The organism is Kitasatospora sp. YST-16, assembly GCF_026802215.1.
Classification (GTDB): Bacteria; Actinomycetota; Actinomycetes; order Streptomycetales; family Streptomycetaceae; genus Kitasatospora; species Kitasatospora cineracea.
This window is the reverse complement of the sequence record NZ_CP113837.1, coordinates 364,177-384,575: the sequence shown is the minus strand read 5'-3', so window position 1 is coordinate 384,575 and position 20,399 is coordinate 364,177. Positions and strand designations below refer to the sequence as shown.

13 protein-coding genes are annotated in these 20,399 nt (G+C 75.7%); 2 read left to right on the top strand and 11 right to left on the bottom strand.

All coding sequences use genetic code 11. The features are described from left to right. Nucleotides 1–114: 114 nt before the first annotated feature. Nucleotides 115–2,106 carry a DUF5682 family protein gene (locus OU787_RS01795; protein WP_268658277.1) on the bottom strand — a complete coding sequence of 664 codons (1,992 nt, stop codon included), beginning with the start codon at nt 2,104–2,106 and terminating at the stop codon, nt 115–117. Continuing rightward, on the bottom strand, nt 2,106–3,197 hold the full coding sequence (locus OU787_RS01790; protein ID WP_030463336.1) for an AAA family ATPase: 1,092 nt from the start codon (nt 3,195–3,197) through the stop codon (nt 2,106–2,108). The genes OU787_RS01795 and OU787_RS01790 overlap by 1 nt, the downstream gene beginning before the upstream one ends. Nucleotides 3,198–3,477: 280 nt before the next feature. Between OU787_RS01790 and OU787_RS01785 the strand changes: the two genes are divergently transcribed. Further along, nucleotides 3,478–4,263, top strand: coding sequence for a GNAT family N-acetyltransferase (locus OU787_RS01785; RefSeq protein WP_268658276.1), 786 nt, complete (start codon nt 3,478–3,480; stop codon nt 4,261–4,263). A 40-nt stretch (nt 4,264–4,303) separates the two neighbouring features. On the opposite strand, the gene OU787_RS01780 is transcribed toward OU787_RS01785, so the two are convergent. The 7 genes from OU787_RS01780 to OU787_RS01750 form a co-directional block, all read right to left on the bottom strand. Further along, complete coding sequence (locus tag OU787_RS01780) at nt 4,304–4,936, bottom strand: hypothetical protein (RefSeq protein WP_268658275.1); 633 nt, start codon at nt 4,934–4,936, stop codon at nt 4,304–4,306. A 103-nt stretch (nt 4,937–5,039) separates the two neighbouring features. Beyond that, nucleotides 5,040–8,522 (bottom strand): DUF4132 domain-containing protein, encoded by a 3,483-nt coding sequence (locus OU787_RS01775; RefSeq protein WP_268658274.1) that lies wholly within the window; start codon nt 8,520–8,522, stop codon nt 5,040–5,042. 268 nt (nt 8,523–8,790) lie between these two features. Beyond that, the gene (locus tag OU787_RS01770) at nt 8,791–12,447 is read right to left on the bottom strand and encodes a WGR and DUF4132 domain-containing protein (RefSeq protein ID WP_268658273.1); all 3,657 of its coding nucleotides are present in this window, start codon (nt 12,445–12,447) and stop codon (nt 8,791–8,793) included. A 140-nt stretch (nt 12,448–12,587) separates the two neighbouring features. Beyond that, nucleotides 12,588–13,154, bottom strand: a complete 567-nt coding sequence (locus tag OU787_RS01765; RefSeq protein WP_157852534.1) for a hypothetical protein — start codon at nt 13,152–13,154, stop codon at nt 12,588–12,590. 32 nt (nt 13,155–13,186) lie between these two features. Then, nucleotides 13,187–14,446, bottom strand: coding sequence for a DUF7224 domain-containing protein (locus OU787_RS01760; RefSeq protein ID WP_268658272.1), 1,260 nt, complete (start codon nt 14,444–14,446; stop codon nt 13,187–13,189). Nucleotides 14,447–14,448: 2 nt separating this feature from the next. Then, nucleotides 14,449–15,180, bottom strand: coding sequence for an ATP-binding cassette domain-containing protein (locus OU787_RS01755; RefSeq protein WP_327059346.1), 732 nt, complete (start codon nt 15,178–15,180; stop codon nt 14,449–14,451). Nucleotides 15,181–15,706: 526 nt separating this feature from the next. After that, nucleotides 15,707–16,384 carry a response regulator gene (locus tag OU787_RS01750; RefSeq protein ID WP_030463344.1) on the bottom strand — a complete coding sequence of 226 codons (678 nt, stop codon included), beginning with the start codon at nt 16,382–16,384 and terminating at the stop codon, nt 15,707–15,709. A 340-nt stretch (nt 16,385–16,724) separates the two neighbouring features. Here OU787_RS01750 and OU787_RS01745 point away from each other — a divergent pair, with 340 nt between their 5' ends. After that, nucleotides 16,725–18,686: an APC family permease gene (locus OU787_RS01745; protein ID WP_030463345.1), complete on the top strand. Its 1,962-nt coding sequence runs from the start codon at nt 16,725–16,727 to the stop codon at nt 18,684–18,686. A gap of 49 nt (nt 18,687–18,735) precedes the next feature. On the opposite strand, the gene OU787_RS01740 is transcribed toward OU787_RS01745, so the two are convergent. Both OU787_RS01740 and OU787_RS01735 read right to left on the bottom strand, forming a co-directional pair. Beyond that, nucleotides 18,736–19,698, bottom strand: coding sequence for a DUF4232 domain-containing protein (locus OU787_RS01740; RefSeq protein ID WP_268658271.1), 963 nt, complete (start codon nt 19,696–19,698; stop codon nt 18,736–18,738). 134 nt (nt 19,699–19,832) lie between these two features. Continuing rightward, nucleotides 19,833–20,369: a GNAT family N-acetyltransferase gene (locus OU787_RS01735; RefSeq protein WP_268658270.1), complete on the bottom strand. Its 537-nt coding sequence runs from the start codon at nt 20,367–20,369 to the stop codon at nt 19,833–19,835. Between the last annotated feature and the right edge of the window lie 30 nt (nt 20,370–20,399).

The following is a 20,399-nucleotide window of genomic DNA, read 5'->3' as shown; positions in this document are numbered from 1 at the left end:
CGAGCCGGGCCGGCTCGCCCGCCAGCGCCCGGGCCTGCCGGGCGACTTCGTCGGGGGAGACCGCCGTCGCCGGGTCGTCCGCGCTTGCGCTCTCGGCCCCGGGCCCGTCGGCGGTCAGGGACCAGCGCAGGCCGAGGGCGGCGCCGCGCAGGTCCGGGGTGCGGCGGGGTCGGCGGCGACGCGGGTGGCGGTGGCGAGGGCGGCCGGGCGGGTGAGGGTGAGGACGGGGGCGGCGTGGCGGAGGGCGTCGCGGACGGCGGTGGCGGCGCGCAGGCGGGCGTGGTCGACGCCGGTGCCGCCGTGCAGGCCCTCGGCCAGCCACAGGGCGCGGTGCAGGGCCGCGTCGACCAGGCCGGCCAGCCGCGGGTCGGCGGCGACGCCGTACACCCGGTCGTGCCGCCACAGGTCCAGGGTGGTGGCCAACGCCTCGCCCACCGCGCCGAGTTCGGGCACGTCGCCGAGCCGGGCGGTGAGCGTGTCGAGGAGTTCGCCGGTCAGCGTGCTGACGCCGCACAGGACGGCGTCGAACAGCAGCCCGGCGAGGGCGGCCGGGTCGGTGCCGGTGTCGCGGGCCCGGCCGGCGAGGGCCACGGAGGCCGCGTCGGGCAGCCGGGCCCCGTACGCCCCGGCCTCGATCAGGGCGGCGTCGCGCCGGTGCGCCCAGCCCTGCGGGTCGGGCTCCCAGCGTTCGGTGAAGACCGGGTCGCCGCCGCCGGTCGGGCCGTCCGCCCTGAGGTGGCCGGGCACTCCCAGCACCCGTAGCCGGTGCAGGAAGCGGCTGCGGCGCAGGCCGTCCGGGGTGGTCAGGTCGGCGGTGGCGGGGCGGCCCGGTTCGACGCCGCAGACGGCCTGTTCGGCCGCCACGTCGTGGACCAGCGGCGGCGCGGGCGTGTCCGGGTGCAGCCGGCCGCGCCGGGTGCCGGTGCCGGCCGCGACCAGCGCCCGGACCAGCGGGTCGGCGCCGCTGGTCGGACGTTCGCGCCCCTGCCAGGGCAGCGGCTGCTCCAGCGCCTCGCCGACCAGCCCGGAGGCCAGGCCGTCCAGCACGTCGGCCCGCGAGCGCACCCGGTGCCCGCGCATCGCCGCCAGGCCCTCGGCCAGGGTGCGGGCCGCGATCAGGTCGGCCGTCGACACCGGCACCCGCTCCTTCCGCAGCCGCCGCACCACCTCCTCGACCAGGCCGTCCGCCGCGCCCTGCGGCCCGCGCTCCCACAGCAGTTGGTAGTAGCCGGGGGAGGGCATGCCGGACTGGTAGCCGCCGAACGCGTCCAACTGGGCGAAGGAGTACGGCACCAGGTGGCTGCCGCCGACCGCACCCTCCGGCGGTCGCGGCACCTCCGGCCAGCCGTCCGCCGCCGGGTCGTCCGCGGCCGCGCTGTTGGTGGCCGGGTTGTCCGCAGCCGCGCGGTCCGCGGCCGGGTCGTCCGCAGTGGGCCCGGCCGCGACCAGCGTGCGCAGCGCGGGCGTGTGGAAGCCGCCGGTGACCACCAGCACCGGTCCGTCGCCGCGGGCCAGCGCGGCCCGCACCCAGCGCGCCATGTACGCCTCGCGGGCGGTGTCGCCGGCGTCGGCGGCCGCGTCGCCGCGCACCAGCGCGAAGTAGGCGTCCAGCCGTTCGGCCAGGCCGGCCGGGTCGGGGAGTTCGACCAGGCCGTCCCACAGGGTGTCCGGCGAGTCGGTGCCGAACGCCCGGCACAGCCGCTCGGTGGCCTCCGCGTACCGGGCCTCGGCGTCCGCGAACCGGTTCGCCAGCGGGCGGGCCCGGTCGGTGAACGCCGGGTGCCAGGCGGGCAGGTCGACGAAGCGCACCTGCGCGCCCGCCGCCCGGCCCTCGGTCAGCGCCACCCACTCCGGCGAGTACGCGCACAGCGGCGCCCAGGAGGTGGCCGTCCGCTCCTCGTCCCGGTAGTGGCTGAACACCGCGACCGGCAGTTCGTGGCCGAGCAGCAGTTCGTCCAGCCGCGGGTTCAGGTCCGCCGGGCCCTCGATCAGCACGTGCGCGGGCCGCAGCCGCGCGACGGTGCGGGCGACCAGCGCCGCGCAGGCCGGGGAGTGGTGCCGGACGCCCAGGAAGACCGCCTCCGGGCGCTGCGCCGTCCCCGCCATCAGTCGGCCAACAGGTGCCGGGCGTCGTACAGTTCGCGCCAGCGGCCGCCCTTGCGGCGCTCGGCCTGCTGCTCCAGGAAGCGGCGCAGCCGGGCCAGGTCGTCCGGGCTGTCCTTGGCCGCGGTGCCGGCCAGGCAGGTCACCAGGTCCGCGGCGCTGCCCGGCTCCTGGCGCAGGAACCAGCCGCGCACGCCGACCGCGTGCGCCACCGACACCGCCTCCGCCGTGCTCAGCACCGCCGAGGACGGGCCCTTGCCGCCGTCCGGCGCGCGCAGCTCCCGGAAGGTCGCCACCAGCACCTCCAGCAGGTCCCGGTCCGGGGCCGGCTCGACGCCCGAACGGCGCAGCAGCGCCGCCGACTCGGCCTCCACCAGGGCCACTTCGGTGGCGAAGTCGGCGATCGGGAAGACCGTCTCGAAGTTGAACCGCCGCTTGAGCGCGGCGCTCATCTCGTTGACGCCCCGGTCCCGGGTGTTCGCGGTGGCGATCACGTTGAACCCGGGGACGGCGAACACCATGCCGTCCGGACCGTCCAACTCCGGTACCGCCAGCACCCGTTCGGACAGCAGCGAGAGCAGGCAGTCCTGCACCTCCAGCGGGCAGCGGGTGATCTCCTCGAACCGGACCACCTTGCCCTGCGCCATCCCCTTGAGCATCGGCGCGGGCACCAGCGAACGCGTCGACGGGCCCTCCGAGACCAGCAGCGCGTAGTTCCAGCCGTACTTGATCTGGTCCTCGGTGGTCGCCGCCCCGCCCTGCACCGTCAGCGTGGACGTGCCGCTGACCGCCGCCGCGATCAGCTCCGACAGCAGCGACTTCGCCGTCCCCGGCTCGCCCACCAGCATCAGCCCGCGGTTCGTCGCCAGCGTCACCAGCGCCCGTTCCACCAGCGCCGCGTTCCCGACGAACTTCCGGCTCACCCCGGCCCGTTCGTCACCCACCACGAAACTGCGCGCCGCCCGCAGGCTCAACTCCCAGCCCGGCGGCCGCGGATCCCCGTCCCGCTCGCGCAGCACCGCCAACTCCTCCGCGAAGCGCACCTCGGCGGGCGGCCGCTGCAGGTCGGGACGGTCGGCGGTCGGAACGGGCATCGCGCAATCCTCGGGGCAGGCATCGGTCGGGTACGGGGCGATCCTCTCAAGCCCCCGCGGGCCGCCCGGTCCCGGGCTGCCACCCGGCGGGCCGACCACCGCGCACCGACGGTATCCGGCACCGCCGACAGCGGCAGCGGCAGCGAACGGGCCGGGCCGGGCGGGAGCGGGCCGGGCCGGGCGGAAGGGGCGGGAGCGGGCCGGGCGCGGACCGTCATGGTTCTGCAACAGCTCAGGCCGCCGCCCGGGACCGCCACCGGGCGGTGGTTAGGTTGGGCCGATGAGTCTGACGATCGAAGAGGTCACCGCCGCCGGGGCGGCCTGGGTGTGGCTGCCGGACGACGCCGAGGTCGTCGAGGACGCCGGCTACACGATCCTGCGGCTGCCCGACTACTACAACTTCGACCTGTCGGTCGTCTCCTTCACCCCCACCGGCCCGCTTCCCGCCGCCGTGGACGCCGTCCTCGCCCGGGCCCGGACGCTCGGACCGCCGGTGCTCGACTGGCAGGTCCTGCTCGGCGGCCCGCCCGGACTCGGGGACGAACTGGCCGCCCGCGGCGGCCGGATCAAACTCGACCTGGAGATCCTGGCCGCGGACCTGTCCGCGGGCGCCCCGGACCTGCGCCCGCCCGAGGTGGCGGTGGAACTGCGCTGGGCCACGGACTTCCCGACCGTCCGGGACGGGGCGCTCGTCGAGACCACCGGCTTCGGCGGCGCCCTCCCGCCCGCCTCGCAACTGGAGCACGCGGCGCACCGGAACGCGCGGGCCGTCGCGGAGGGCCGGGGCGGCCGGCTCGTCGCCTACGTCGACGGCGAACCCGTCGGCACCGGCGGCGTGGCCCTGGTCGACGGCGTCGCCCGCCTGACCGGCGGCGTGGTCGCCCCGCCCTGGCGGGGCCGCGGCGTCTACCGCGCCGTCCTCGGGGCCAGGCTCGCCCACGCGGCGGCCCACGGCGCACGCATGGCCCTGGTCAAAGGCAACCCCCGCACCTCCGGGCCGATCCTGCGCCGCTCCGGCTTCACGGCCTTCGGCCAGGAACCGGTCTACGCCCTCCCGTTGGGGTGAGCCGCCGCCCGGCAGAACCCGAGGCCGCCCGTCCCGGGGCTCAGACGGGGACGTTGCGGATGACGGCGTCGGTCAGCGGGCTGAGCTGCTTGACCAACTCGTTGAAGTCCCCGGTGCGGCCGTCGGACCACTGGGCCATGCCGATGAGCATGCCGGTCCCGTAGCTCACGAAGTCCTGCACGAAGCCGCTCTCGGGCGGCAGTTCGCGCAGGCCCGAGTCCCGGGGCGGGTGCTGGACCGCGACCTGGTAGTGGGTGGCGTCCAAGGCCAGCTGGTTGATCAGGTGCGGGAGGGTGGTCGGGTCCTTCATGGTGAACAGCGCCAGCCGGTACTGGTTGCCGGTGGCGTCCCGGTACAGCGCCAGGTCGATGCCGAGGCAGCCGTGGGCCTGGGTGATCAGCCCGGCCAGGGTGGGGGTCACCAGGTCCGCCCCGGTGCAGTCCGAGTCGGCCGCGTCCGCGACCAGGGTGTAGCCCTGCACCTTCTCCGGGAAGACGGACAGCGGGATCACCGCCCCGGGCCCGCCGGACGCCGCCGGGGCCGGAGCGGACGAGGCGGACGACATGGCCGGTGCGGACGACACGGGCGGGGCGGACGGCGCGGGCGGTGCGGCGGCGGGGGCCGGCTTCCGGTCGTGGTAGGCGTACGCGCCCGCGCCCACCGTGGCCAGCACGATGGCGGCCGACAGGAGCAGCAGCCCGCGCCGGGAGCGGTGACGGGGCTGCTGCTGCTGTTGCGCGGTCTGCCGGTCCGCCTGCCGGGCCCGGTCGGCGGGGTCAGCGCAGGCCGGTCAACTCCTCCAGGTCGGCGAGGATCTCGGAGGCGGTGACGGGGTCGAGCCGGGCGAACGGGCGCAGGTGGCGGGCGGTGGGGGAGTAGGGGCCGGTGCGGGTGCCCAGCCAGACCTCGCGGAGGGTCTGGTCGGGGAGTTCGGCGGCCGGGCCGAGCGGGAGGCCGGGGTCGAGGGAGACGGTCAGGCGGTGGCCGTCCGGCAGGAGTTTGCGCAGTGAGAAGCGGGTGCCGTTGCCGTCGGTCTCGCCGTGCGACCAGTCCGGGCCGCGCCGGGCCAGCGCCTGCGCCGCCTCGGCCGGGACGGTGCGGCCCTCGAACCGGGGCAGCCGGTGTCCGGCGGCCTCTTCGGCGGTCAACGACCGGACCGGGCGGCCGAGTTGCGGGAACGGCTGGATGACGAGGTAGTCGGTGAAGAGTTCCGCCCAGGCCGGCAGGTCGGTGCCGAGCCGGGCGGGGTGGGCGAGCCGGACGGCGGCGTCCGCGGGCAGCTCGAAGGGCTTGTCGTCGAGGTCGGCGAAGGTGCGGTCCTCGGCGATCCGGAAGGCCCCGGCGGCCTGCGCGGCGCCGCTGCCGGTGGTCCACAGCAGCCGCCGGCCGAGGTGGGCCAGCAGCGGGTGGGCCAGGAACAGCGTCCGGAACTCGTCCGCCGCCCAGGCCCGTCCGGTGACCATGGCGGTCTCCAGCCGGGCGGTCTGCTCGGCGCCGACCACCCGCAGCTCCTTCTTCAGTGCGGCGTACCGCTTGCGGGCGGCGGGCGCCAGCTCCGGGTCGTCCTTGGCGGCGGGCGCGGGCGGCGCGGCCCGGCGGCGGCCCGTGCCGTCCAGCACGTACGGGAGCAGCTGGTCGTCCAGGGCGACGGTGAACGTCCGCGTCCCGTAGTCGAGGACGGCCGTGCCGTCGGCCGCCAGGCCGAGGTCGGGCACCAGCCGGTCGGCGAGCCGGTCGGGCGTCAGGCCCAGCTCCAGGGCGACCTCGGCGATCTTCTCCTGGGCCCGGGCTCGGACGCCCTGGTAGCGCACCCGCTGGGCGATGCCGTGCAGTTGGGACAGCGCGGTGTCGGTACCGATCGCCGCCAGCACGTCCAGGCCCTCGGCGGCCCGCCGCCCGGCCTGCTGCCCCGGCCACCGGCGCACCACCGGCGCCAGTCGGCGGGCGGTGTCGTCGTCGCCGAACTCGCCCAGCAGCGACAGCGCCCAGCTCTCCCGCGCGGGCATCCCGGCCAGCCGCCACTCCTCGAACACCGCCCAGCAGAACGCCGGCCACGCCCCCGGCGCGCACGCCTCGGCCACCAGCGCCAGTCCCGGGTACGGGGCGCCGGACTTCGACAGCGCCAGCATGACCAGCACGTCCCGCACCGCCGCCGCGGGCAGCACCGCCCCCGAGCGCAGCGGCAGCGGCGGCAGCAGCACCGGGTCCAGCCACGGCGGCGGCTCCGGCAGCCGCGCGGGCAGCACCCCCACCAGCGGATCCACCGCCAGCACGGCACCCACCGCCTCCGCCGCCGCGGCCCCGTACCGCCCGGCGACGGCCGCCCGCAGCGCACCCGCCCCGCCGCCGTCCGCAGCCCCGCCGCCGTGGCCCTCCGGCCCGCTGCCGCCGTCCGCAGCCCTGCTGCCGTGGCCCTCCGGCCCGCTGCCGCCGTCCGCAGCCCTGCTGCCGTGGCCCTCCGGCCCGCTGCCGCCGTCCGCAGCCCTGCTGCCGTGGCCCTCCGGCCCGCTGCCGCCGTCCGCAGCCCCGCCGCCGTGGCCTTCCGCTCCGCTGCCGCCGTCCGCTCCGCTGCCGCCGTCCGGCCCGGACGCGATCAGGCGCAGGGCCTGCTCGGCGGCCGTCCGGCGCGGGCCGGGCTCGCCCAGGGCGTCCGGGACGAGCAGCAGCGCGCCCGCGGTCCCGTGCCGGGCGAACCACGAACGGGCCGTGGTGCGAACGGACTTGCGGGTGGTCAGGCCCTCCGCCATCAGCCGGGCCGCCGCCACGTCCAGCACCGGCAGCAGCAGCGGCGCCAACTGCGCGGGGCGCATCAGGGCGGTGCGCACGGCCACCGGGACGGCCGCCCGGCCGTACTTGGCGAGCACCGGGCGCAGCGTCTCCAGCCCGTAGTACAGCTCCTCGGGCCGCCAGTCGGCCAGCAGCGGGGACATCACCTCCACCGGGGCCTGCCACAGCACCTGGCAGGCGGCCCACAGGCTCCGGGCGGCGGCGAACTCGGCCGCGCCGACCGCCGCCCAGTCGGTGTCCTCGGGGTGGCTGTGCCAGGCGTCGGAGCGCCGCGCGGGCTCCGTCCACAGCTCCCGTTCACCGTCCTGCCAGTGCAGTTCGGGCTCCTCGTCGGCGGGCAGGCCGGTCAGCACCTGCGGTTTTCCGGCCCGGCGCGGCCGCTGCCACGGCGGGGAGGCCAGCACGGCGGGCCACTCCGCCACGTCGGCGACCGGCCCGGCCGGGTTCGCGGCGGGCAGCGCGCGCAGGAACGCGGCCGTCGCCGGGTCGAGCCGCTCCAGCCGCTCCAGCAGCGCGGGCAGCCGTCCGGACGCGGCCGCCCCGCGCAGTGAGCGCTCCAGCAGGTGCCGGGCCGTCACCCCGCCGTCCTGCGCGGCCGCCGCCAGCAGGCGCAGCGCCCGCACCGGGTAGCGTTCCACGGCCCGCAGCAGGACGGGCTGCACGGCCCGGTCGTCGATCCGCGCCAGCAGTGCGCCGAACGCCTCGTCGGAGGGGAACTCCAGCAGCAGTTCGGCCAGTTGACCGGCCTCCCGGCCGCTGTCCAGGTGGCGCAGCGCCAGGGCTGGCATCGGCGCCGCGGCGGTGCCGAGGCCGTCCGCGGCGGTGGCCGCCGGACGCGCCCACCACTGGTACCGGGTCAGCCGGGGGAGCAGCCGGTCGACCTGCTCCGGGCGGCCGAGCGCGCCCACCAGCAGCGACCACACCGGCCGGCTCGGACGCTCCGGCAGCTCGTCGATCCACTCGTCCACCCAGTCGGTCCGCTCCGGGAACAGGAACGCGGCCCCCACCCGCCGCTGCGGCCCCCCGGTCCGGGCCGCCCCGACCTCCGCCAGGGCCGCCCGGTACGCGTCCTCGTCGGCGACGGACAGCAGGTGGCGGGCCCAGCGCAGCACCTTGGACTGCGCCTCGCCGTAGCTGAACACCTGGTTCGGGTCGGCGGGCCGCAGGCACGGCCGGGGATAGCCGGGCCGGGAACGCCAGTACTCGACCTCCATGGTCTCGACGGCGGCCCGGGCGGCGAACGCCGGCCCGTGCCGGACCGTCCAGGCGTCCATCAGCGCGGCCCCGCCCGCGTCGTCGTCCGCGTACAGCGCGGGCAGCATCGCACTGACGCCCGCCGCGCCGCCCGGATCGGCCGTCCCGCCCAGGTACGCCCGGACCGCTCCGACCAGCGCCGGGTCCGACTCGTCGGCCGCGCAGACCTGTTCGATCCACTCCCGGTGCTCGGCGATCAGCGCGTCCTCGAAGGCCACCGCGTCCGGCCCCGGCCACTCGGCCGGCGATACCGCCCGGCCCCCGCGCCGCGGCACCACCGCCGCCCGTCAGGCCGCCGGCCACTGGAAGGCGTCCTCCCCGGCCGCGCCGCCCCCGCGGACCTGCTCCCCCTGCTCCCGCTGCTCCCCCTGTTGCACCGCACCCTCCGCACCGCCGTCCGACCGCTCGTCGGACCTCACCCTAGCCAGCCGCCCCGACAGCGCCGCCCCGGGCCGGGGAGGGGCCCGGGGCGGCCGGCCGGGCCGGTCAGTCGGCGGTCAACTCCTCCAGGTCCGCCAGGAGTTCGGACGCGGTGACCCGGTCCAGGTCGGCCAGGCGCTGGTCGTAGGTGCGGTGGTTCGGCCAGTAGTCGCCGGGGCTGGTGCCCAGCCAGACCGCGTCGAAGCTCTGGTCGCCCAGCTCGTTGACGATGCCGACCGCGATGCCCGGGTTGAGGTCGAGGACCAGGCAGCGGCCCGCCGGCAGCGGCTTGTAGAACCAGCGCTCCACGCCCGCGTCCTGCGGGGTGCCGCGCTGCCAGCCGCGCTTGGTCAGCCCGAGCAGCCGGCCGACCGGGACGCGGCGGCGCTCGAACCGGTGCAGCCGGTGCCCGGCGCCCTCCTCCTCGGTCAACTCCACGACCGGGCGGCCCAGTTGGCGGAACGGTTGGAGCAGCTCGTAGTCCGCGAACACCTCCGCCCAGGCCGCCGTGTCCGCCCCCAGGTGCAGCGGGTGGGCGAGTCGGACGACGGCGTCCTCGGGCAGGGTGTACTCCTCGTCGTGCAGGTCGGCGAGGGTGCGGTCCTCGGCGACCCGGAACGCAGTGCCGTCCGCCGTCCAGACCAGTCGGCGCACCAGGTGCCACAGCAGCGGGTGGCCGAGCAGCAGGGTGCGGAACTCGCTTGCGCTCCAGGCCCGTTCGGCCACCATCGCGGCCTCCAGCCGGGCGATCTGGTCGGCGGCCAGCGTCCGGACGTCCTTCTTCAGCGCGGCGAACCGCTTGCGCTCGGCGGGCGCGAGTTCCGGGTCGTCCTTCGCGCCCGGCGCGGGCAGGTCCTTGCGCCGCTTGCCGTCGGCGTCCAGCACGTACGGGCGCAGCTGCTCGTCGAAGCCGACGGTGAACGTCCGGGTGCCGTAGTCGATGACGGTGGTGCCGTCCTCGTCCAGACCGAGGTCCGGCACCAGGCGGTCGCCGAGCTGTTCGGGCGTCAGGTCGAGCGCCTCGGCGATCTCGGCGATCTTCTCCTGGGCGCGGGCCTTCAGGGCCTTGAACTTCACTCGCTGGGCGATGCCGTGCAGCTGCATCAGGGCGACGTCGGTGCCGATCTCGGCCAGCACGTCCAGCCCCTCCACCGCCCGCTGGTGGGCGCCCTGGCCGGGCCACTCGCGCAGCAGCGGGGCCAGCCGGCGGGCGGTGTCGTCGTCGCCGAACCCGCCGAGCGCGTGCAGCGCCCAGCCGTCCTTGGACGGCATCCCGGCCTGCCACCACTCCTCGAACACCGCCCAGCCGAACGCCGCCGCCGTGTCGGCCCGCAGCACCTCCGCGACCGCCGCCAGCCCCGGGTACGGCTCGCGCGGCCGGCCCAGCTGCAGCGCCGTCACCAGGTGCCGCACCGCCGACACCGGCAACGCCCCGCCGCCGTCGGCCAGTTGCAGCTGCGGCAGCACCTCGGGTCGCAGCCAGTCCGGGAACTCGGGCAGCTTCGCGGGCAGCGCGTTCTCCAGCGGATCGGAGCCCAGCGCGTCCCCGACCACCGCCGCGGCCTCGGCGCCGTACCACTCGGCCACCGCCGCCAGCAGGACCTCCGCGCCCTCCTGCGCGGCGACCAGCCGCAGCGCGTGCTCCGCCGCCGCCCGGGCCCGCCCGGCCTTGCCGACCGCCGCCGGAACCAGCAGCAGCGCACCCGCCACCCCGTGCCGGGCGAACCACGAACGGGCCACCGGCTGAACGGACTTGAGCCGCACCAGGACGTCCGCCATCACGCCCGCGGCGGCCGCGTCCAGCACCGGCAGCAGCACCGGCGAGGTCTGCGCGGGCTGGGACCGCGCCGCCTCGTGCAGCATCGGCAGCACGGCCGTGCCGTACTTGGCCAGCAGCGGCTGCCCGGACAGGCCGATGTCCAGCAGCGCGCGCCGGTCCCAGGACGCCAGCAGCGGGGTCATCACCTCCACCGGGCCCTGCATCAGGACCCGGTAGCGGTGCCAGACCGAACCCTGCGTCCGGGCCCGCTCCGCCTCCGCCGCCCAGTCGGCGCCGAGCGGAAGCTGCCAACGCACCTCGGCGGAGCCCGCGAACTCCGCCAACTCGCCCTCGGACCACAGCAGTTGCGACGACTCGTCGACGCTGAGGCCGGTCAGCACCCGGGCCTTGCGGACGGTGCGCGGCCGGCTCCACGGCGGGGCGACCAGCAGCTCGGGCAGCAGCTCGGGCCCGGCCTCCGGCAGCGGCTCCCGCGCGCCCTCCAGCGTCCGGACGAAGTCGGCGCTCTCCCCGTCCAGCCGGGACAGCAGCTCCGGCAGCCGCGAACGCAGCGCCCCCACGTGCCCGTTGAGCATCCGCCGGGCCGTGCTCCCGGCGCCGCCGCCGCGCCGGGCCGCCGCCACCAGCACCCGCACCGCCCGCACCGGCTGCCGCCGGGTCGCCTCCAGCAGCGCCACCCGGACGTGCTTGTCGGCGATCCGGTCGACCATCTCCGCCATCACCCGGTCGGTAGGGAACGCGCCCAGGCACTCCGCGTACCACTGCGAGTCGTACCCGGGACCGTCCGGCGCCGCCCCGACCCGCACCAGCTCCGCCGCGGCCGACCCCACCCCGTCGGCGAGGGTCGACACCAGCGCCTGCCGCCAACTGCCCGACAGCAGCCCGCCCGCGCCCCCGAACCGCTCCACCTGCTCCGCACTGCCCAGCGCGTACGCCAGCAGGGTCCGCACCAGCGGATCGTCCGACCCCTCCGCCAGGCAGCCGTCCACCACCCGGGCCCGCTCCGGCGCCAGGTACGCGGCCACCGCCCGCCGCAACGCCGGGTCGAACCCCCCGCCCGGTACCGCACCCAGCGCCCCGTCCAGCTCCGCCAGCGCCTCCCGGTACGCGCTCTCCCCGACCCCGGCCAGCACCTCGCGGACCGCCGCCAGGACGCCGAACTGGAACGACAGGTGGTACGTCGCGATGGGCGGAGCGCCGGCGAACGCCACCCGGCCGGTCCGCCACCTCTCGCGCACCGGGTGGACGTCCAGGTCGAACAGCCGCAGCGACGCCCGCAGCGCGAACCCCAGACCGAACCGCACCACCCAGGAGTCGACCAGCCGCCGCGCCCAGCCCTCGTCGGCGCGCGCCCGCAGCAACCGGGCCACCCCCACCGCCCCGAGCGGATCCGGCACCCCCGCCAGGTGCGCCCGGACCACCCGCACCGCCTCCGGATCCGACTCCTCCGACGCCAGCGCCAGCTCCAACGGCTCCCGCTCCTCCGCGAGTTCCCGCTCCTCCGCCGCCACGGCCCCCGCCGCGTCCCACACCGGCCGCCAAGCCGCCACCGGCACCGTGCCACCCCGCCGCGGCACCACCCACGGCCGCCACGCCCCGGGCAGCACGAACACGTCCTCGTCCGGCAGCCCGACCACCTCGACGAGCGCCTCGACGGGCTCGGCGGCCCCGACCACCTCGACGGCCACCTCGACGGCCACCTCGGCGGGCTCGACGGCTTCCGCGGGCACCTCCGCCCCGCCCACCGCCCGGTAGCCCTTGCGCTCCTTCTCCGCGACCAGCTTCGCCAGGTGCCCGGCCGCCGCCCCCGCGTCGGCGAACTCCTTCACCTGCAGTCGCCCGTCACTGCCGATCCGCCCGTAGCGCACCCGCACCGAGACCCCGTCGGCCTCCGCCTCCCAGAACTTCGACGAACCGTCGCCGACCAGCTCCCAGCGCCGCACCGTTCCTCCCAACACCCCGACCGGCAGCGAACACCGCCAGACCGGCCCCCGATCGGCCGATCACCTCCCGGCACCCTAACGAGCACCCAGGACAGCAGAACGGCCCGGTCGGTCAGAGCCCTCGGTCCGCTGCCGGGTTCTCACTCCTCGACGTCCGCCGGCGCCCGGCGGAGCTCGGGGAGAGCCAGGGTGCCGGCGCCGATGAGCAGCAGGAGGGCTGCTTGGGCGGCTCCAGCGCCGGACGAAGGGTCGTGCAGCGGCCAGGCCCAGATCCTGGGCCGGTTGAAGACGAGTCCGAAGGAGACGCAGAAGAAGGGGAAGACGGCCGTGGCCACCGAGGCGAAGCGTTCCCCCACGAGCCACCGGAGGACGAGGGCCAGACCGAGGTAGCCGGCGAAATCGCGGGCCATAGCCGCCGCAGCCTGACCGGCTCCGCCCACGGACAGAGCGGTGCCGGTAGCCACGCCGACCAGTACGCACAGGGCCATGAAGGCGGCGTCCCAACGGCCGACGGCGCGGACCGCGACGCGTTCCGCCAGGCGGTCGGCCCGGCCCTGTCCCTGCAGGATCAGGCAGACGGGCAGGAGCGGGAGCAGGCTCGGCAGGGGCAGGTCGAAGGTCAGGCCCCCGATGACAACGGGAACCGGCAACGTGACCGAATCGGTGGCGGAGCCCAGGGCGATGCACAGCAGGAGTCCGGCAGCCACCGCGGGGACCTGCCTGACGCGCAACCACCAGATCACCGGGCCGCCCCGGGCTGTGCACTGACGGCCTGGTGGAAGTGGGACGGATCGAGGTCCGGCTCGGCGTCGCACCCGGTCAGCGTGGAGGCGTTCCGCTGGAACCACGCGTGCTGCTCTTCGGCCGGCAGCGCCATGACCTGGCGGGCCAGTCGCACCGGGGATTCGCCGTACCGGGCCTCCACCGGCTGGAGGGCCACCCCCGCGGTCAACTCCAGCCAGGCCGCCAGCGGAGCGACGGCCCGGGCGCCCGGCCACCGGGCGCCGCGTCCGGCGGCGCACTGGGGCGGGTGGTCCGGGACGGACCTCAGGGCGACCAGGGACTGGATCTCCTCGTGCGTGGGCCGGTCGGACAGGGGCTCCACCGGAGCGAGTCGAGTCACGCCGACAGCGGCAAGGCGCTGCTGAGCCTGCGTGGCCCAATCGGTGATGTCCGCGCCCGCGGACCGCTGTTCGGGCCACAGGCACACCTGCGGAGTCCCCTCTGTGCAGGTCTGTTCACTCGCGGAGCGGGGCTGGGCGGCCCGGAAGCCGAGGGGCTCGGCGATCCAGGCGCCCGCGGCGGTGGCGGCGGCGAGGGCGAGGAACGCGGTCAACCGGAGGGGCGCGCGGAGAGCGTTCCAGAGCCAAGCGGCCGCGATCGGCCCGAGAGCGGCCACGGCGGCGGCGCACACGGCCCGGGTGGCCGGCACCTGGTCCAGCGCGCAGCACTCGGTGAGGTTGCGCCCGTTGAGCTGGCGGACCCAGAAAGCGTCGAGCGTCGAGGGGTAGGCCATCCACCCGAAGCTGGCGACGAGAACCAGCGGAACGGCGAGCAGCCGGGGCAGCGCCAGCCCCAGCACGTAGCCGGCCGCGGCGTGGGCGAGGACGACGAGCAACTCCAGGAGGAGGACGACCGGAACCGACCAGCCGGGGAAGCCACTGGCCTGCGGAACGAACAACGCCACGGCCAGCAGGACGGAGACCGCACCGAGCACCAGGACCGGCGCCAGGACCGACAGTGCGATGGTGGCGGAGGACCGGGCGGGAGCCGTGGCCGGCACGGCGGACCTGCGCACCTTCAGAGCCTCCCAGGCCCCGCAGGCTGCGACGGCGGGTGCGGTGAAGTTGAGCAGGAAAGTGCTCTGGGAGACGACGGACGGCCAGTAGCCGTCGGTGATCCACCCGGTCATGTTGCCGCTGTACATCACGAGCCACACGAACAGCACGGGCGCGACCCGCAACGCGGAGGACGTACGGACGAGGCTGCGCCAGGGCACGGTCACACCTCCCCGGTGACGACACCGGCGTAGGCCGCCTCGGCGCGCCGCTCGGGGGGAACGCCTTCCGGGGCGAGTGCGAGGAATGAGTCGATCGGCCCCTGATGGCGCACCTGCCCGCGGTCGAGCAGCACGACCGCGTCGTAGATCTCCGCGAGGTCCTCGGTCTGGTGGGTGGAGACGACGAAACTGCTGAGGTTCTTCAACTCGCCGATCAGCTCACGGAACACCCCGCGCTGCACCGGGTCCAGCCCCGCGGTCGGCTCGTCCATCAGCACGAGCTGCGCGCCGTGCACCAGGGTCTGGGCGATACCGAGGCGCCGTAACTGTCCTCCCGAGAGCGCGGCGCTGCGCCGGCCCGCGAGCGGGGCGAGTCCGACCCTCCCGATCGCCTGCTCCGAACGCTCCCAGGCTTCGCTGCGGGACATGCCCTTGAGCCAGCCGGCATAGGCAGCCTGTTCCCGCACGGACAGGCCCGGCACCGGGCGGACCTGCTGGGGGAGCCAGCCGACCTTGCGCCGGTACGCCTTCCGGTCCTTCCTGCTGCGGGTGTCCAGCCCGTCGAGCGTGATGCGTCCGGTCTCGGGCCGGAACGCGGAGGCGATCAACCCCAGCAGGGTCGACTTCCCCGCCCCGTTGGGGCCGAGCAGCACACTGCAGCCCGGGTCGAGCCGCAGGCTGAAGTCTTCCAGGACCCGGGTCCCCCGCCGGTAGCCGAAGGAGCAGTCAGTCACATGAACAGGCACAGTCATCTATCCACTTCGCGGAAACGGGCAGGGGATCTCCGAAACGGGAAGCGGCGACACCTGCGGGATTTCACCGACGGGAAGACCTGCCTGTGCTGCAGGGTGTGCCGTGAAGGTGTCGGAAGCGTGGTGTCGATCTGCTTTCCTCCCTCGCGGATGGAGAGGAGTCGATGCCTCCTGGGGGTGGCGGGCGGGATCCCGGATCGATCCTGCCCCAGGAGCGGGCCGGGCGCAGGGCCTTCCGCGAATACCGCCCGACAAGTGGCTCAGCCCGCCCATCGTGGCGTGCGGAGCGCCATTCGCCCCGTTTGTCGATTTTTGGAAAATTGCGCACCGGGCCGACTTCATCGAATTTCCACCAAGCCGATGGAACCGACTTCGGCGCACGGCAATCTTCCTGCATCGAGCAGGTGTGCCGGTCCGGCTCGAACTTCGCGCGGCTGGAATGCGGATGACCGCCCGCAGGTGTTCGTGCAGCGCCGTGCAGGCATCGTCCCGGGGGCTGCCCGGACGGTCAGAGCCCCCGGTCGCCGCCGGGCTGGGCGGCCAGGGTCTGGGTGGCGATCACCGCGGCCTGGACGCGGCGTTCGACGCCGAGTTTGGCGAGCAGGCGGGAGATGTGGTTCTTGACGGTCTTCTCGGCGAGGAACACCCGCTCGCCGATCTGCCGGTTGGTCAGGCCCTCGCCGATCAGCGCCAGGATCTCCCGCTCACGGTCGGTCAGGTGCGGGAACTCCGGTGCGGGCGCCGGGGCCTCGCCGCGCAGCCGGGCCATCAGCCGGGTCGTCGCGCCCGGGTCCAGCATCGACTGGCCGGAGGCGACGGTGCGGATCGCGGTGACCAGGTCGGTGCCGCTGATCTGCTTGAGGACGTAGCCGGCCGCGCCCGCCATGATCGAGTCGAGCAGCGCCTCCTCGTCGTCGAAGGAGGTGAGCATCAGGCAGGCGAGCTGCGGCATCCGCGAGCGCAGCTCCCGGCAGACCGTGACGCCGTCGCCGTCCGGCAGCCGCATGTCGAGCACGGCGACGTCCGGGCGCAGCGCCGGGACCCGGGCCAGCGCCTGTTCGACCGTTCCGGCCTCGCCGACGACCTGGAAGTCCGGTTCGGAGTCCAGCAGGTCGTGCACCCCGCGGCGGACCACCTCGTGGTCGTCCAGCAGGAACACCCTGATCGGCGCCGGACCCTCGGACATGGCAGTACTCCTCCTCGCGGACCCCTACCCCCGCAGTCTGCCAAACCCGGCCGGCCCGCCGACAGGGCCGGGCGGTCCCGTCCGGCGGACCGTTGGTCCCGAAGCGCGCACGAACGGACATACCGTCACGAACCGGGGCGTGCGGGCAAACCGTCCCCCAAACCCGCCCCATGGACCGGTCAACGCCCCGGGACCGGTGATCCGCTGGGCCAAAGGGTGGGGCTACGCTCCAGCCTGCCCCGGACGGCGGCGGACGTGACCTACATTGACGTGGGAGTTCGCCCGGCGGGCCGGAGCGTCCGGCGGCCGGGGCGCCCCCACCCCGGACAGGAGCAGCACAGTGGTCGATTCCGCCCCCACGGACGGAGGGACGGCCCGGCAGCGGCTGCGCGCCTGGCTGCTGGAGGGCCTGTCCGACATGGCCAAGCAGCACCCCGGACCGCACGCCCAGGCCCCCGACCAGCAGCACGGCCAGCGCTGGTGGAAGGTGATGTGCCTGACCGGCCTGGACTACTTCTCCACCCTCGGCTACCAGCCCGGCATCGCCGCGCTCGCGGCCGGCCTGCTCTCCCCGGTCGCCACCATCGTGCTGGTGCTGGTCACCCTGTTCGGCGCGCTCCCGGTCTACCGCCGGGTCGCCCAGGAGAGCCCGCACGGCGAGGGCTCGATCGCCATGCTGGAGCGGCTGCTGTCGTTCTGGAAGGGCAAGCTGTTCGTCCTCGCGCTGCTCGGCTTCGCCGCCACCGACTTCCTGATCACCATCACGCTGTCCGCCGCCGACGCCACCGCCCACCTGGTGGAGAACCCGCACCTGCGCGGCGCGCTCGGCGGCCACCAGGTGCTGATCACCCTGCTGCTGGTCGCCGCCCTCGGCGCGGTCTTCCTCAAGGGCTTCAGCGAGGCGATCGGCGTCGCGGTGGTCCTGGTCGCCGTCTACCTGGCGCTGAACGTGGTGGTGGTCGCCGTCGGCCTGTGGCACGTGGTCACCGCGCCGTCCCTGATCACCGACTGGACGCACGCCCTCAGCCTGGAGCACGGCAACCCGGTCGTCATGGTCGGCGTCGCCCTGGTGGTCTTCCCCAAGCTCGCCCTCGGCCTGTCCGGCTTCGAGACCGGCGTCGCCGTCATGCCGCACATCGAGGGCGACCCGGACGACACCGAGCAGCGCCCCACCGGACGCATCCGCGGCGCCCGCAAGCTGCTCACCACCGCCGCCGTGATCATGAGCTGCTTCCTGATCACCACCAGCTTCATCACCACCCTGCTGATCCCCGCCGACGACTTCCAGCCCGGCGGCCCCGCCAACGGCCGCGCCCTGGCCTACCTGGCCCACCACTACCTCGGCGGCGCGTTCGGCTCGGTCTACGACCTGTCCACCATCGCCATCCTGTGGTTCGCCGGTGCCTCCGCGATGGCCGGCCTGCTCAACCTGATGCCCCGCTACCTGCCCCGCTACGGCATGGCCCCGCACTGGGCCCGCGCGGTGCGCCCGATGGTGCTGGTGCTCACCGCGATCGCCTTCCTGGTCACCTGGCTGTTCGACGCCAACGTCGACAAGCAGGGCGGCGCGTACGCCACCGGCGTACTGGTGCTGATCACCTCCGCGGCGATCGCCGTCACCATCGCCGCCCGCGCCGCCCGCCAGCGCGGCTGGACCATCGGCTTCGCGGTGATCGCCGCGGTCTTCCTCTACACCACCGCGATCAACATCGCCGAACGCCCCGACGGCGTGAAGATCGGCGCCTGCTTCATCGCCGGCATCGTGCTGGTCTCGCTCGCCTCCCGGCTCGCCCGCGCCTTCGAACTCCGGGTCACCGACGTCCAGTTGGACGAGGTCGCGGAACGCTTCGTGCGCGACACCGCGCACCGCACGATCCGCTTCATCGCCAACGAGCCGGCCGGCCGCGACCTCGCCGAGTACCGCGACAAGGTGCACCAGATCCGCGCCGACAACGACATCCCGCCCGAGGACGACCTGGTCTTCGTCGAGGTCACCGTCCTCGACCCGTCCGACTTCGAGGCCGAACTGCGCGTGCGCGGCGAAGTCCTGCACGACCGCTACCGGGTCCTGACCCTGGAGCACTCCAGCATCCCCAACGCGCTCGCCGCGATACTGCTGCACGTGCGCGACACCACCGGCCAGCTCCCGCACATCTACTTCGAGTGGACCGAGGGCAGCCCGTTCGCCCAGTTCCTGCGCTTCTTCCTGTTCGGCCAGGGCGAGGTCGCCCCAGTCACCCGCGAGGTGCTCCGCGAGGCCGAGGCCGACCGCTCCCGCCGCCCCCGCGTCCACGTCGGCTGACGCGAGGCCCCGGGCGCCCGGGCGTCAGGACCGCTCCGGCGCCCGGGCGTCAGGACTGCTCCGGCGCCCAGGCCCCCACGCCGATCCGCCCGGTCGTCCCCAGGTCCAGCTCCGGCGTCACCATCACCGGCGCCGCGTCCGCCGTCGCCCGCACCCGCACGTACGGGGCGTTCACCGGCGGGCCCGAGAGGTCGGTGGTGTTGCGCCACACCAGCCCCGCGGACGCCTTCCCGCCCGGCGCGACGGTGAAGCGGCGCGGCGGCGCGTCCGCCCCCGTGCCCGTCGAGATCGCCGAACCGCCCTTCAGCACCTGCACCCCGGCCACCGGGGCGTGCGCCTCGTCGAGCAGCTCGGTCCGCGGGTACCCGTCCAGCACGACGTCCCGCGTCCCGCAGTTCTCCAGGTGCAGCCCCACCACCCGCAGCCCCATCGCCGCGTCCCCCCGGTCCGCGTACACCCGCACCCCGGACGCCGGACACGCACCGCCGGTCGACGGCGCCTCCGCGGTCGGCACGCTGCGCACCCGCAGCACCTTCACGTCCGGGGCGGGCCCCGCGGCCCCCGACGGGCGGGGGGAGGCCGACGAGGGCCAGGAGTCCGGGACGGTGCGCACCGGCAGGTCCGGGACGACCGGCCGCCCGAGCGGCTGTCCGGTCAGCGAGACCCGCCCCCGGACGGACGCCCCCGGCGCCACAGCCGTCTGCGTCCCGGTCGGGTCGGACGACAGCCCGGTCCCGCTGCCCGACCAGCCGAACAGCACCGTCAGGTCGGCGGGCTCGGCGCCCTCGTTGGTCACCTCGTACTCCAGGCAGTCCGCGCTGACCGCGAGGATCCGCACCGCGTCCCGGGTCCACCCCGCCGGCCGCACCGACGGCGCCGCCCCGCACGGGCCCGCCTCCGCCGACGCCGACGGCGCCGTTCCCCCGCCCGCCACGACCGACCCGCACCCGGCGGCCGCCCCGACCGCCGCAGCCGCGACCACGACGCCCGCACCCACCCGAACCACCCGCATCCACACCATCTCCCGAGTCGACCACGAACCGTCCACCCGGGCCGTGACCCGCCTCACACCTCCTGCAACAGCCCTGCAACGACCGGCCGGTGACGACCGGCCGGTGACGACCGGACACGGCACGGCCGGCCTGCTCAGAACGGCAACGAGTGCAGCCGGGCCGGGCCGCCCTCCGGCCAGCGCGCCCCCGGTACCAGACCGAGCCACATCGCCCCGAGCGCCACGGCCGCCGGCCCCTCCGGCTGATCGGCCGTCACCGGGTCGGGCAGCGCCGTCCACCCGAGGTGCGCGTACAGCGGGGCCCGGTCGGGCAGGCAGAACAGCATCGCGTACTCCAGGCCGTCGGCCCGCGCCGCGTCCAGCGCCGCCCCGACGACGGCCCGCGCCAGCCCGTGCCCGCGCCAGTGCGGCGACACCAGCACCCCGCCGATCCCCGCCACCTCGAACCGCCGCCCGCCGACCTCGACCGGCGCCACCACGAACCCGGAGTGCGCCACCAGCCGCCCGCCCCGGTGCACCCCGAAGTGCCGGTCCTTCGGCCGCCAGACGCCCCCCACCGACGCCACGTCGAACGGGTCCTCCGCCTCGCCCAACTCCTGGAGCGCCGGCCGGCCGCCCCACGTCGCCGCCGCCAACTCCGCCGCCGCGGTGAACCCCTGCAACTCCGTCATTGCCCCGCTCCCGTATTCCGTTCCGTTGCC